Below are 13,211 nucleotides of genomic sequence, written 5' to 3' on the forward strand. Positions count from 1 at the left end.
GCAATTGGTGGGGCCGTGGAAATCAGGGCTCGCGGCGGCCGGGCTGGGTGATGATACGGTCGCGTGCGGCGCGAAGATCACCCGTCTCGATCTGCTTGGCCAGGCGTTCCTTGTCGCGCGCACGGTACATGTCCTCGGCACGGTCGATGTCCTCGGGGCTGACGTCGAGCCCTTCCAGCGCCAGCCGCGACATCTTCATCGCCGATTCGAGCACTTCGCGCACCACCGCGGCGGCGGGCGTGTTGCCGAGCCGTACCGAGGATCGGCGATCGTAGCCGCGGATGTAGATCGCCGCGCGCGGGAAGGCCTCGTGCACGGCTTCGACCATCTCGGCGCTGAGCTGGTCGCCGTCGAGGCAGAACAGGATCAGTTCGGCTTCGGCGGCCCCGGCCTGGCGCAGCAGATCGAGCCGCGTACCGTCACCGAAATAGACCTTGGCGCCGAAGCCGCCGGCGATATCGATCATCTCGATGTCGGTGTCGATCAGCGTCACCGGGATGTTGCTGGCGATCAGCATCTGCGCGACGGTTTGGCCGAAGCGGCCATAGCCGACGACGAGGGCGTTGGCGCCGTCGGCCTCGGGGCCGTCGCGCTCTTCGGTGCGTTCGACCGGAGCCTCACGGAAGCGCTTCGTGGCGGCCATCAGGAACGGCGTCGTCGCCATCGACAACGTGACGATCGCGCCGAACAGGCTCGCGGCGTCGGAGGCGATCAGATAGGCCTTCTGCGCCTGGGCGAAGAGCACGAAGCCGAATTCACCGCCCTGGCTGAGCAGCACGCCGAGCGCGAGCGCCGCGCGCCAGGTCATGCGGAAGGCCATGCCGATCGCGAAGATCACCAGCGCCTTCACCGCGATCAGCGCCAGCGCCATCGCGATGACGAACAATGGCCGTTCGGCGATCGCATGCAGGTTCAGCATCATGCCGACGGTCAGGAAGAACAGGCCGAGCAGGATCGAGCGGAACGGCTCGACGTCGGCCTCGAGCTCGTGGCGATAGGGCGAGTCCGCGAGCATGACGCCGGCGACGAAGGCGCCCAGCGCGGTCGACAGGCCCAGCGCTTCCATCAGCGCGGCCGAGGCGATGACGGTGAACAAAGCCGCGAAGACGAACATCTCGCGCTCGCCCATATTGCCGATCAGGCGGAACATCGGCCGGATCAGGAAGCGTCCCGCGGTAATGAGGCCAGCCACGGCGGCAAAGGAATAGAGTGTCAGCAGCCAGCCCGGCGGCCCGCCCATGTCGGCGGGATTGCGGCTCATCGCCGTGATGATCGTGATCAGCGGGATGATCGACAGGTCCTGGAACAGCAGGATCGCGAAGGCGCGCTCGCCGAACGGCGTGCGCATGCGGCCCGAAGAGCGTAGCAGCGGCAGCACCTGCGCGGTCGAGGAAAGCGCCAGTGGCAGGCCGAGCGCGAGCGCCGCTTCCCAGGAAAAGCCCACGGCCAGGATCACGCCGGAAATCGCCAGACCGCAGAGCGTCACCTGGAGCAGGCCGAGTCCCAGGATATCGCGCTTCATTCGCCACAGGCGCGAGGGGTTCAGCTCGAGCCCGACGACGAAGAGCAGCAGGGTGATGCCCAGTTCGGCGATGCCCAGCTTGGACTCGGCATCGCCGACCATGTCGAGCACCTGCGGCCCGACGAGGATGCCCGCGACGAGGAAGCCCAGGGTCGCACCCAGGCCAAGCCGGCGGAACAGCAGGACGAAGACGAGCGCGAACCCAAGCAGCAGGAAACCGTCCTGCAGCAGCGAAGCTTCGGCGTCGTGCATCAGGCGGCGATAAAGTGCGGGAGGAGCATGGCCGCCTTCCTGCGCAATCGCAGCTTGGCGCACAAGCTATCCTGAAGTTTTTTTGATCTTCATGTCACAGCGACCGCGGCCGTTTCGTCATGTCGGTACAACCCAGCAAAGGACCTCTGACCATGACCCCCAAGCTCAATCCCTATACCGCCGCGCCCGAGATCATGAAGCCGTGGATGGCGGTGTCCGACGCCGTCAACACCAGCCTCGAGCACAGCCTCGTCGAACTGGTGAAGCTGCGCTCGTCGATCCTCAACGGCTGCGCCAACTGCATCAACATGCACGCCGCCGACGCCCGCATGGCCGGCGAGAGCGAGCAGCGGCTCTATCTCGTCGCGGCCTGGCACGAAGCGCCGGTCTTCACCCCGCGCGAGCGCGCCGCTCTCGCCTGGACCGATGCCTTGACGAAGCTCTCGCAAGGGCACACCCATGAGGCCGCGTGGGACGCGCTCGCCGAGCAGTTCACCGAGGAGGAGCGCGTGAACCTGACGCTGCTGATCAACGTCATCAATGGCTGGAACCGGATCGCCACGGCCTTCGGCCTGTGGATCGAAACCCCCGCCACGAAGAAGCTGGCGGCGTGATGCATCCGGCGACGCAGGAAGCGGCAGGGCATGAAAACGCGGCACGCGTATTCGATCCGTTGCGGCCGCGGCTGACCCGCGTCGCCTACCGCATGCTCGGCTCGGTCGCCGATGCCGAGGACGTGGTGCAGGAAGCCTTCATCCGCTGGCTCGGCACCGACCGCGCGGCGGTGCGCGAGCCCGAGGCCTTCCTGCACCGCACGGTGACGCGGCTCTGCCTCGATCAGCTCAAGTCGGCGCGTCACCGGCGCGAAACCTATATCGGCCCCTGGCTGCCCGACCCGATCGTCGAGGAAGAGGAGGTCGAGGACGTGACCCTGCCGCTGATGCTGGCGCTCGAGCGGCTGTCCCCGCTCGAGCGGGCCGCGTTCCTGCTCCACGACGTCTTCGGACAGAGCTTCGACGAGGTCGCCGTCACGATCGATCGCGACGCCGCCGCCTGTCGACAACTCGCCAGCCGCGCACGCAGCCACGTGCGCGATGCACGGCCAAGGTTCCAGGTCGAAAAACAGCGCGGGCTGGAGATTGCCGAGGCGTTCTTTGCCGCCACCCGCAGCGGCGACATGACCGCGCTCGGCGCGATGCTGGCCAGCGACGTCTCCAGCCATTCGGATGGCGGCGGCAAGCGTCCGGCGGCGATGCGCCTGATCCAGGGGGCCCGCCAGCTATTGCGGCTGCATCGCGGGCTCTCGGTGATGTATCGCAAGTATCCCTCGCGCCTGGTGCGCAAGGGCTTCGTCAATGGCCTGCCGGGCTTCGTCACGCAGGAGGCCGACGGCGAACTGCAGACCACGGCGCTCGAGATCGAGGATGGCAAGATCGTGGCTATCTACGTCATGCGCAACCCGGACAAGCTGAAGCACCTGCACTGACCGCGCGATCCAGCGCCTGTGGATAAGTCTGTGGGCAAGCGGTGGGTAAGCTGTGACGGAAGCTGTGGAATGCGGTGGAGAACTGCGCTCAGCCGTCCAGCCCGGTCGGGTTGCGGCCCAGTTCGGCGAGGGCGACGAGCGCGAACGCGGCGCGACGTGCGCGGCCGCCTATGGCGATCGAGAGACGGCCGATCGCGCGGCGCTCGCGCCAGATATGATCGATCATCGGATGATCGGCAGCGGCACAGCTGTCGCTCCAGGCGATGTCCGTCCGGTCCAGGATCGCCAGGTTCTCGCGCTGGAGCAGAACGCCCGGCGAGAAGCGCGCGTAGCGTTCGTCGAAGGCGGTCTTGAACGAGAAGGCGCCGGGCGACGCGAGGAAGGTTGCCAGCATCGCGATCGGCGCGCCGTCGAGCGACAAGGTCAGCCGCTCGAGCCGGCCGCGGGCCGCGGCGCCAGGAAGGCTGTCGCGGAAGAGTTGCGCGCTACCCGGTGCGGTCGCCAGCGCCGAGCCGGCCAGCCCCTTCCAGCCGGCCTGTTCGAGCGCGAGGAAATGCTCGATCCAGAGGGCGAGGCCCTCGGCATCGTCGCGGCGCTCGATCGTGACTTCGCCGAGTTCGGAAAGGCGCGCGAACTGGCGGCGCAGTTCCTTGCGCTTCTTGCCCGAGAGCGTCGCTTCGAAATAGGCCTCGGGCGTGTCCCGGCTGCACAGGAGCGCGCGCTCCTCGCGGTGGACGAGATGGGCATCGCGGCGCTGCTCGGCCAGGACCTCGACGAGCGCTTCGTGCAGGGCGCCTGCAAGCGGCATGTGTGCCAGATGCAGGAACAGTCCGAGCCCGGCCTGGCGATCGGCCCAGGTCAGCACTGCGCGCCAGAAATGGCGCTCGAGCCCGGCGGCGACGAGTGGCGCGCCGAGGAAGCAGTTGGCGTGGAGCCAGGTCGCGAGGTGGGGCAGGGGCTTGCCGTAATAGCGCCGCGGCCGGGCCAGCGGCAGGAGCCCGGCCAGTTCACCGTCGACCTCGAATCGCAGGATGACAATGCCGCCCTGCGGATCGAAAGCGGCGAGCGCGGGCAGCAGGTACCAAGACTCGAAGAAAGGATTGGGTTCGGCGGCGCAGACCGCGAGCGCGTCCCAGGCGACGATCTCGTCTGCGAGGCTCCGCCACGGCACGGCGTCGAGCACGAACGCGGGCTGGCGCACGGCCGCGGCATCGGGCCGCGTCGCAGGCTTGGGGAGAGACCCGGCCTTGCTCGCCACGCTGGTACTTCCTTGCAACGGAAGCTCGCGCGCTCCCACCGTGGAACTAGCAGGCGAACGCCAACGAATTGCTAACGAAGGCCCCAAGCAAAACCCCGCCCGGATCGCTCCGGACGGGGTTCGCCATCACCTTTGCCGGGGGCTGAAGTCAGCCGGCGGCATGGCTCGCCAAGGCTGCCAGGAGAAGCAGCGCGACGATGTTGGTGATCTTGATCATCGGATTGACGGCCGGACCGGCGGTGTCCTTGTAGGGATCGCCGACCGTGTCGCCGGTCACCGCGGCCTTGTGGGCTTCGCTACCCTTGCCGCCGTGGTTGCCGTCCTCGATGTACTTCTTGGCATTGTCCCAGGCACCGCCGCCCGAGGTCATCGACAGCGCGACGAAGAGGCCGCCGACGATGACACCCATCAGCAGGGCGCCGAGCGCGGCGAAGGCGTCGGCCTGGCCTGCCACCGCCTCGATGACGAAATAGACGACGATCGGCGCCAGCACCGGCAGCAGCGAAGGCACGATCATCTCCTTGATCGCGGCGCGGGTGACGAGGTCCACCGTGCGGGCATAGTCGGGCTTGGAGGTGCCCGCCATGATCCCCGGATTGTCGCGGAACTGGTCGCGCACGTCCTTGACGACGTCGCCCGCGGCGCGGCCGACGGCGGTCATGCCCATCGAGCCGAACAGGTAGGGCAGCAGTGCGCCGAGCAGCAGGCCGACGATCACATAGGGGTTTTCCAGGCTGAAGCTGACTTCGAGCGTCGGGAAGAACTCCTTGAGATCGGTGGTATAGGCGGCGAACAGCACCAGCGCGGCGAGGCCGGCCGATCCGATCGCATAGCCCTTGGTCACGGCCTTGGTGGTGTTGCCCACGGCGTCGAGCGCGTCGGTCTTCTCGCGCACGGAGTCGTCGAGCCCCGCCATTTCGGCGATGCCGCCGGCGTTGTCGGTGACGGGACCATAGGCATCGAGCGCGACGACCATGCCGGCCAGAGCCAGCATCGCGGTGGCGGCATAGGCGATGCCCATGAGGCCGGCGAGCTTGAAGGCGATGACGATGCCGGTGACGATCACCAGCGTCGGCAGCGCGGTCGATTCCATCGAGATCGCCAGGCCCTGGATCACGTTGGTACCGTGGCCGGTTTCAGAGGACTTGGCGATCGAGCGCACCGGGCGATAGTTGGTGCCGGTGTAGTATTCGGTGATCCAGATGATCAGGCCGGTGATGACCAGCCCGAGCAGCGAGCAGTAGAACAGCGAACGGCCGGTGAAGCCGTCCCCATTGCCCAGATCCGGCCCGATCGCGATCTCCATGGAGCCGAGCGCATAGCTGATCGCCCACCAGATCGCCGGGACCGAAAGGACCGCGGTGACCAGGAAGCCCTTGTACATGGCGCCCATGATGTTCTTGGAGCCGCCGAGGCGGACGAAGTAGGTGCCGATGATCGAGGTGACGATGCAGACACCGCCGATCAGCAGCGGCAGCGCCATCAGCGCCGGGAGCAGGTCGCCCGCGCCCTTGAGCAGCAGCGCGGTCAGCACCATCGTTGCGCCGACGGTGACGACGTAGGTCTCGAACAGGTCGGCGGCCATGCCGGCACAGTCGCCGACGTTGTCGCCCACGTTGTCCGCGATCACGGCGGGGTTGCGGGGATCGTCCTCGGGAATGCCGGCCTCGACCTTGCCGACAAGGTCGGCGCCGACGTCGGCGGCCTTGGTGAAGATGCCGCCGCCCAGACGCGCGAAGATCGAGATCAGCGAGGCGCCGAAGGCGAGGGCGACCAAGCCATCGACCACGGTGCGATCCTCGCCGCCGACGGTGTAGCCGCCGGGACCGGTCAGGTACCAGTAGAACACCGCGATCGCGAGGAGCGCGAGGCCCGCCACGAGCATGCCGGTGATCGCGCCCGCGCGGAAGGCCAGGGTCAGGCCTTCCTGCAGGCCCTTCTGCGCGGCGGCCGCGGTGCGGACGTTCGAGCGGACCGAGATGTTCATGCCGATGAAGCCGGCGACCCCCGAGAGGATCGCGCCGATCGCGAAGCCCAGCGCCGAGATGCCGCCCAGAGCCCAGCCGACGATGACGACGACGACCACGCCGACGATCGCGATCGTCGTATACTGGCGCTTCAGGTAAGCCTGTGCGCCTTCCTGAATGGCCGCTGCGATTTCCTGCATTTTCTCATTGCCGGCCGGGCTTCCTAGCACCTGGCGGCTGGTGACGAAGCCGTACAAGACGGCAAGCAATCCCAATACTATAGCGATTGTGACGAGATCCACGTAGGCCCCCTTCATCCTGTTTCCCAATGATTGCGCCCTTCTTTGGGGTCGCAAGTTGTCAAGGGCTATCGACTGGTCGGGGTACTTGCAAGCGTTTCGCCGCCGTTCTCTTCCGTTTGTCCTGGATCCGGAAAATAGGGCAGCGCTTCGACCAAAGTCGGCCTTGCTTGCCGGACTCCATGGTTTATGTGATGTTAACTGTATGGAAGTCGCACTCAAGAAGCTGTTCGTGGTGATGCCGCTGATCTTCGGGATCGGCTTCATCGCGCCGCTGATCGCGCAGACCATGGCCGCCTGGCACTGGGAGGCTCCGCTGGGGCTGACCCGCGTGAGCTTTGGCCTGACGGTGGGCTCGCTCTGGGGACTCTATGCGACGCTCCGCGGACGTTGGGTCTAGGCGATTGATTGGCGGGGGCCATGAACGACATCAATGACCTGATGCTGGGCGGCCAGGCCGCTGCCGGCGAACCGATCGAGGCGCTGACCCGCGAGGGGCCGGCAATCCCGCTGGCGCGTCCCGACCGCGATCTCGATGCCCATACGCGCAAGACGCTCGCGCAGATGGAGCGCGAGATCGGCCAGAAATATGGCGCGCACAACGTGCGGACCTGGCCCTACGTCGCGATCGCGCTGATCTGCTTCGCGGTCTTCGTGGCAACCTTTCCGCTGGCGATCATGGGCGTGATCCCATTGTGGCTGGGCTGCGCGATCAATTCGGTCTTCGTCGCGGGCGGCTATGTCGTCAGCCATGAGGCGATGCATTCGAACCTCGGGCGAGAGGGCACCAGGCAGCGCTTCTGGAACGAGCTGACCGGCTGGATAGCCGCGGTTCCGCTGATCCTGCCGTTTTCGATGCTCAAGGCGATGCACCTGCTGCATCACCAGTATACCAACGATCCCGACAAGGACCCCGACGCGATCCACTCCGCGTCGAACGTGTTCATGGCCGTGATCAAGTCCTGGCTCAACCGCCAGCCGGGCGCGGGCGGCACCGCCGCGCGCTGGCGCCGGCACATCGGCGAACTCGGCACGCCCGAGGCCAAGGCCGCGCTCAAGCACACGATGGCGATCCAACTCGTCGTGCTCTCGTTCTTTTTCGCCATGGCCTGGCAGGGCTATGCGATCGAAGTGGCGCTGCTGTGGTGGCTGCCGCGGCATATCGGCCTCAGCTATATCCACGCGGTGCTATCCTGGGCGCCGCACCAGCCGCACAGCGGAGTCGGCCGCTACGACAGCACGGCGATCATCCGCCACAAGCTCGGCCATTGGGGGGCGTTGGGGATCGACTTCCATCTGGTCCACCATCTTCACCCCTATATTCCGGTTCACGCCTGCAAGGCCGCCTACCGCGAGATGAAGCCGATCCTCGAAGCACGCGGCGTGGACTGCAGCGCGCACTGATACGATCGCGGCGTCGTAGACCGCCTCAGCCGTGTTCGAAGCCGAGGCCGGCGCTCTCGTCGATCGCCGCACCGTCGAGCAGCAGCGGTGCCGCACCCAGCAACAGGACCTCGCCGACCGGATGGGCCGCGACCGAAAGCGCTGCGTCGCGTGGTGCGGTGAACAGCAGCTGGTAATCGTCGCCCCAGCGCAGCGCGTCGGCGCGGCGCGCTTCGGGCGCGGCGATCGGTACGGCCGCGCTGTCGATCGCCAGGGTGACGCCGCTGGCGCGGGCGATCCGCGCGGCGTCGAGCAGCAGCCCGTCGGAGACGTCCATCATCGCGGTCACCAGCGGCGCCAGCTTCTGGCCCTCGGCGAGCAGTGCCTGCGGGCGGCGATAGGCCAGGCTTTCTTCGCCATCGGCGCCCAGGCCGCTTTGCAATGCCTCCAATCCCATCATCGCCCCGCCGACGGGGCCGGTAATGTAGAGCCGGTCTCCCGGTTCGGCTCCGGCGCGCGAGGGGACGGGCCGATGCGTCGCCCGACCGATCGCGGTGAGCCCCAGCGCCTGGGCACCGTTGCCGGACACGGTGTCGCCGCCGAGCAGCGGCGCGCCGTAATGCGCCAGCGCTTCTTCCAGCCCGGCCAGGAACCGCGCGTCGTCGCCGCCGAGCATATAGCCGAGCAGCACGCCCACGGGCTCCGCACCCTTGGCCGCGAGATCGGACATGTTGGAGGCGACGAGCTTCCAGGCGACGTCGGCCGGATCCTGTTCGGGCAGGTAATGGACGCCAGCGACCATCACGTCATGCGTTAGCACGACCGCCTCGCCGCCGAACTCGACCACCGCACAATCGTCGTCGAGCCCGCGGGCGCCGGGGTGGCTTGCCATCCGACGCAAGGCGGCGATGAAGGCGAGTTCGGAGGTCATGCGGGTGCATTAGAGTGCGAGAAGAACTGCGCCAACCGCATCATGCATCCGTCGCCGTTTTCCAAGACGTCGTTGTTCCAGAAGCGGATGACCCGGTAGCCTTCGGTTGCGATCGCGGCGGATCGCGGGGCGTCGCTTTCGGGTGTGTGTTGTCCGCCGTCGATCTCGATGACGACTTTCAGCTGGTGGCTGGCGAAGTCGGCGATGTAGTGACGGATGGGCACCTCGCGGCGGAAGTGGGCCGTGGGGAAGTTTTCCTTGAGCAACCGCCACATGCGTTTTTCCGCTTCGGTCGGGTTCCGCCGCAGGTTGCGGGCGCGGCTGACCGAGATGGCGGGCGGGTGCTTCTTCACGGGCCGCACTCTACTTCTTCCCCGTGAAAGGGGGAAGCCGAGTGCATTCTCTTCACCTCCCCCTTGATGGGGGAGGGATACGGAGGCTTGAGACCCCGGACTTGTTCCGGGGGAACTAGCCGCAGTTGGGTGGGGGTGAGGTGCCGGCGGGTGCTGCGCTTGCCGGCACCCTCACCCCCATCCAGCTACGACTAGGCAGCAAGCTGCCAAGTCTTCGCATCCTTCCCCCATCAAGGGGGAAGAATTAAGAGCGAACCGCCTTCGCCACGGCGTCGAGCACGCCGTTGACGAATTTCGCCTCGCGCGCTTCGAAGAAGGCGTGGGCGACGTCGACGTATTCGCTGATCGCGGTGCCGGTCGAGACGTCGGGGCGGGCGAGGATTTCGTAGCTGCCGGCGCGCAGGATCTGCAGCATGGTCTTGTCGAGCCGCTCGATCTTCCAGCTGTCGGCCAGCTTGCTCGCGATCAGGTCGTCGATTTCGTCGCGGCGGGCGATCGCGCCCTTCACGACGTCGTCGAAGAACTTCACCTCGGCGTCGACGTACTGGCTGTCGTCGACCTCGTCGTCGATCAGCCCGCCGAGGCGGTGGCGGTGGAACTCGTCGAGCAGCGGCGCGAGGAGCGTGCCCTCCATGTCGTGCTGGTAGAGCGCCTGGACGGCGGCGAGGCGCGCGGCGGCGCGGGCGCGCGAACGACCGCCGCTCACTGGCCGAGCCTCACGGCAACAGAGCGCGCGTGCGCGGGCAGGCCCTCGGCCTCGGCGAGGGCGACGGCGGCAGGGCCGATCGCGTGGAGGGCGCTCTCGTCGAGCTGGATGAAGGAGGTTCTTTTCATGAAATCGAGCACCGATAGGCCGGAGGCGAAACGCGCCCTGCGGCCGGTGGGAAGGACGTGGTTGGGACCGGCGACATAGTCGCCGACCGCCTCGGGGGTCATGCGGCCGAGGAAGATCGAACCCGCGTGGCGGATCGCATCGGCGAGCACCTGCGGATCGTCGACGGCGATCTCGACGTGTTCGGCGGCGAGCGCATTGGCGAGCGCGGGGGCTTCGTCGAGGCTGGCGACCTCGATGATGACGCCGTGGGTGTTCCAGGACTCGCTGGCGACGCGCGCGGTCTGGAGCAGGGCGAGTTCGACGCCCACCCTGTCGGCGACGGTGTCGGCGAACAGCGGATCGTCGGTGATCAGGATCGACTGCGCGGCGGGATCGTGTTCGGCCTGGCTCAGCAGGTCGGCGGCGATCCAGTCGGGGTCGTTCTGGCCGTCGGCGATGACGAGGATTTCGCTCGGCCCGGCGACCATGTCGATGCCGACGACGCCGTAGAGCTGACGCTTGGCCTCGGCCACCCAGGCGTTGCCGGGGCCGGTGACGACGTCGACCGGGCGGATGCGCTGGGTGCCATAGGCCAGCGCGCCGACCGCCTGCGCGCCACCGATGCGCCAGATCTCGTCGACCCCGGCGATGTGGGCGGCGGCCAGGACCAGCGGATTGATCTTGCCCTTGGGCGTCGGCGTGACGACGACGAGGCGTTCGACCCCGGCGACCTTGGCGGGGATCGCGTTCATCAGCAGCGACGAGGGATAGGCGGCGCGGCCGCCCGGCACGTAGAGCCCGGCGGCATCGACCCCGCGCCACTTGGCGCCGAGGCGCACGCCGGCCGCGTCGGTATAGTCGCGGTCCTCGGGCAGCTGGGCTTCGTGGTAGGAGCGGATGCGCTGCGCGGCGAGTTCGAGCGCGGCGCGCAGTTCGGGGTTGAGGTTGTCGTAGGCCTCGCGGCAGTCGGCCAGCTCGATCCGCCAGTTGGCGTCGTCGGCCAGCGAGTGGCCGTCGAAGCGCTGGGTCAGTTCGGCGAGCGCCGCGTCGCCGCGGTTGCGCACCTGTTCGAGGATCAGCGAGACGTCGCGCGCGACGTCGTCGTCGCTCTCGCGGCGGTCGCGGACCAGGCGCTGGAAGGCCTTGTCGAAGCCCGGATCACGGCTGTTGAGGCGCAGCATCTTAGGCGGCCTTCGCTTGTGCGACGAGCGCGCGGAAGCGCTCGACCAGCGCGCCGACGCGTTCGTCGGTCTTGAGCGCGGCGCGGTTGACGATCAGCCGCGCCGAGATCTGCAGGATCTGCGAGGTCTCGACGAGGCCGTTGTCCTTGAGCGTCTTGCCCGTTGAGACGAGGTCGACGATGCGGCTGGCGAGGCCGAGACCAGGGGCGAGCTCCATCGCGCCGTTGAGCTTCACGACCTCGGCCTGGATGCCCAGCTTCTCGAAGTGCTTGCGCGTGAGATTGGGATATTTGCTGGCGACGCGCAGGTGGCTGGCCGAACCGTTGCCCGACTCCTGCCCTACCGGCTCGGCGACCGACAGGCGGCAGTGGCCGATGTCGAGATCGACCGGCGCATAGAGGTCCGAATAGGCGAATTCCTCGACCACGTCCGAGCCGACGATGCCGACCTGGGCGGCGCCGTGGGCGACGAAGGTCGCAACGTCGAAGGCGCGCACGCGGATCAGGCGCATGTCGCCGAACTCGTCGCCCTCGCAGGCGAAGGACAGCGCGCGCGACTTCTTGTCGTGGAACTCGGCTTCGGGCACCACACCGGCATGGGCCATCAGCGGCAGCGCCTCGTCGAGGATGCGACCCTTGGGCACGGCGAATGTCAGCGGCTTCAGCATCGGCCGCGCATAGTCGGCGACAGGCGAAAGGGCAACATGGAGCAGGCACCGAGCAGCATCAGCGTGGCACAGGCCTTCGCCAACCAGGTCGCCTATTGCCGCGCCAACGACGCGCCGATCACCGCGCGCGTGGTCGCGGCATTGGCCGCGCAGCTCGACGATCCGCAGGCGGGCGCCTTCGTCCGCCGCATCCGCGACTGGCCGGGCGCGCCTTTGGCCGATGCCCTGCCGCTGCGCGCGACCGGCGGGATCCATGCGCTGCACCAAAGCGGCCGTGCGCCCGAACTGGCAGCAATCTATGCCGACGAGCCCGCTGACGATCGCGCGGTACTGGCCGAAGTGATCGGCGCGCATGAAGCCTTCCTTGCACCTTGGCTCGACGGGCCGCCGCAGACCAACGAGGCCGGCCGCTCCTGGGGCTTCGTCGCGGCGATGCTGTGGCTGGCCGACAAAGGGCTGCCCGAGCGGTTCCAGTGCCTCGAGATCGGCTCGAGTGCGGGCATCAACCTGATGCTCGATCGCTACGGCTACGACCTCGGTGGGGTGAAGGTAGGGCCCGAGCAGGGTGCGGTCATGCGTTTCGCGCCCGAATGGCAGGGGCCGCCGCCGCCCGACCGGGCGATAGACGCGGTTTCGCTCAAGGGTTGCGACGTCGCGCCGCTCGATCTGACCGATCCTGCGCAGGCGCTGAAGCTCAAGGCCTATGTCTGGCCCGAGCATGCGGTGCGCTTCGAGCGGCTCGACGCGGCGATCGCCGCGTCGCGGGTGCAGAAGCCCGATCTCGTGCGGATGAACGCGGCCGATTTCGTCGAACAGCAGCTGGCCCTGCCGCAGGAAGCGGGCACCACGCGCATGCTGATGCATTCGATCGTCTGGCAATACGTTCCCGCCGATCAGCAGGCGCGGATCACCGCGGCGATGGAGGCGCATGGCGCTGAGGCCACGCTGGAACGCCCGCTGGCCTGGGTCGCTCTCGAGGCCGATCGGACCTTGCTGCAGCACGGATTGCGCGTGCGCTACTGGCCGGGCGGCGAAGAGGCTGTGCTCCTGGCCGGTGCCCACGCCCACGGCGCGCGGGTGGAATGGCGCGGCTGACCT

Annotated in this window: 13 protein-coding genes; 5 read left to right on the forward strand and 8 right to left on the reverse strand. The window is 67.8% G+C overall.

The window, feature by feature from the left end; all coding sequences use genetic code 11:
* Positions 1-22 precede the first annotated feature (22 nt).
* Positions 23-1,774 carry a cation:proton antiporter domain-containing protein gene (locus WG901_RS01850; protein ID WP_339585320.1) on the reverse strand — a complete coding sequence of 584 codons (1,752 nt, stop codon included), beginning with the start codon at positions 1,772-1,774 and terminating at the stop codon, positions 23-25.
* Between the two features lie 152 nt (positions 1,775-1,926).
* Between WG901_RS01850 and WG901_RS01855 the strand changes: the two genes are divergently transcribed.
* Together WG901_RS01855 and WG901_RS01860 are read left to right on the forward strand one after the other, a co-directional pair.
* Positions 1,927-2,388, forward strand: coding sequence for a carboxymuconolactone decarboxylase family protein (locus WG901_RS01855; RefSeq protein ID WP_339585321.1), 462 nt, complete (start codon positions 1,927-1,929; stop codon positions 2,386-2,388).
* Positions 2,388-3,260, forward strand: coding sequence for a sigma-70 family RNA polymerase sigma factor (locus WG901_RS01860; RefSeq protein WP_339586623.1), 873 nt, complete (start codon positions 2,388-2,390; stop codon positions 3,258-3,260). Before WG901_RS01855 ends, WG901_RS01860 begins: the two co-directional genes overlap by 1 nt.
* Before the next feature lie 88 nt (positions 3,261-3,348).
* Here WG901_RS01860 and WG901_RS01865 read toward each other — a convergent pair whose 3' ends face one another.
* Together WG901_RS01865 and WG901_RS01870 are read right to left on the reverse strand one after the other, a co-directional pair.
* Positions 3,349-4,518, reverse strand: coding sequence for a GNAT family N-acetyltransferase (locus tag WG901_RS01865; RefSeq protein ID WP_339585322.1), 1,170 nt, complete (start codon positions 4,516-4,518; stop codon positions 3,349-3,351).
* 148 nt (positions 4,519-4,666) lie between these two features.
* Complete coding sequence (locus tag WG901_RS01870) at positions 4,667-6,787, reverse strand: sodium-translocating pyrophosphatase (protein WP_339586624.1); 2,121 nt, start codon at positions 6,785-6,787, stop codon at positions 4,667-4,669.
* A 202-nt stretch (positions 6,788-6,989) separates the two neighbouring features.
* On the opposite strand from WG901_RS01870, the gene WG901_RS01875 reads away from it, so the two are divergent.
* Positions 6,990-7,184: a hypothetical protein gene (locus WG901_RS01875; protein ID WP_339585323.1), complete on the forward strand. Its 195-nt coding sequence runs from the start codon at positions 6,990-6,992 to the stop codon at positions 7,182-7,184.
* Between the two features lie 20 nt (positions 7,185-7,204).
* The gene (locus WG901_RS01880; RefSeq protein ID WP_339585324.1) at positions 7,205-8,188 is read left to right on the forward strand and encodes a fatty acid desaturase; all 984 of its coding nucleotides are present in this window, start codon (positions 7,205-7,207) and stop codon (positions 8,186-8,188) included.
* A gap of 25 nt (positions 8,189-8,213) precedes the next feature.
* Here the strand turns inward: WG901_RS01880 and thiL are convergent, their stop codons facing one another.
* From thiL to hisG, 5 genes are all read right to left on the reverse strand, one after another.
* Positions 8,214-9,098: a thiamine-phosphate kinase gene (gene thiL, locus WG901_RS01885; protein WP_339585325.1), complete on the reverse strand. Its 885-nt coding sequence runs from the start codon at positions 9,096-9,098 to the stop codon at positions 8,214-8,216.
* On the reverse strand, positions 9,095-9,451 hold the full coding sequence (locus WG901_RS01890; RefSeq protein WP_339585326.1) for an endonuclease domain-containing protein: 357 nt from the start codon (positions 9,449-9,451) through the stop codon (positions 9,095-9,097). Before WG901_RS01890 ends, thiL begins: the two co-directional genes overlap by 4 nt.
* A gap of 244 nt (positions 9,452-9,695) precedes the next feature.
* Entirely contained in the window at positions 9,696-10,157 is a 462-nt protein-coding gene (gene nusB, locus WG901_RS01895) for a transcription antitermination factor NusB (protein ID WP_339585327.1), read from the reverse strand.
* A complete protein-coding gene (gene hisD / locus WG901_RS01900; protein WP_339585328.1) occupies positions 10,154-11,446 on the reverse strand; it encodes a histidinol dehydrogenase in 1,293 nt (430 codons plus the stop codon). The genes nusB and hisD overlap by 4 nt, the downstream gene beginning before the upstream one ends.
* 1 nt (position 11,447) lies before the next feature.
* Positions 11,448-12,113, reverse strand: coding sequence for an ATP phosphoribosyltransferase (gene hisG / locus WG901_RS01905; protein ID WP_339585329.1), 666 nt, complete (start codon positions 12,111-12,113; stop codon positions 11,448-11,450).
* Between the two features lie 36 nt (positions 12,114-12,149).
* Here hisG and WG901_RS01910 point away from each other — a divergent pair, with 36 nt between their 5' ends.
* Positions 12,150-13,208 (forward strand): DUF2332 domain-containing protein, encoded by a 1,059-nt coding sequence (locus WG901_RS01910; protein WP_339585330.1) that lies wholly within the window; start codon positions 12,150-12,152, stop codon positions 13,206-13,208.
* Positions 13,209-13,211: the final 3 nt, after the last annotated feature.

The organism is Novosphingobium anseongense, assembly GCF_037482895.1.
Classification (GTDB): domain Bacteria; phylum Pseudomonadota; class Alphaproteobacteria; order Sphingomonadales; family Sphingomonadaceae; genus Novosphingobium; species Novosphingobium anseongense.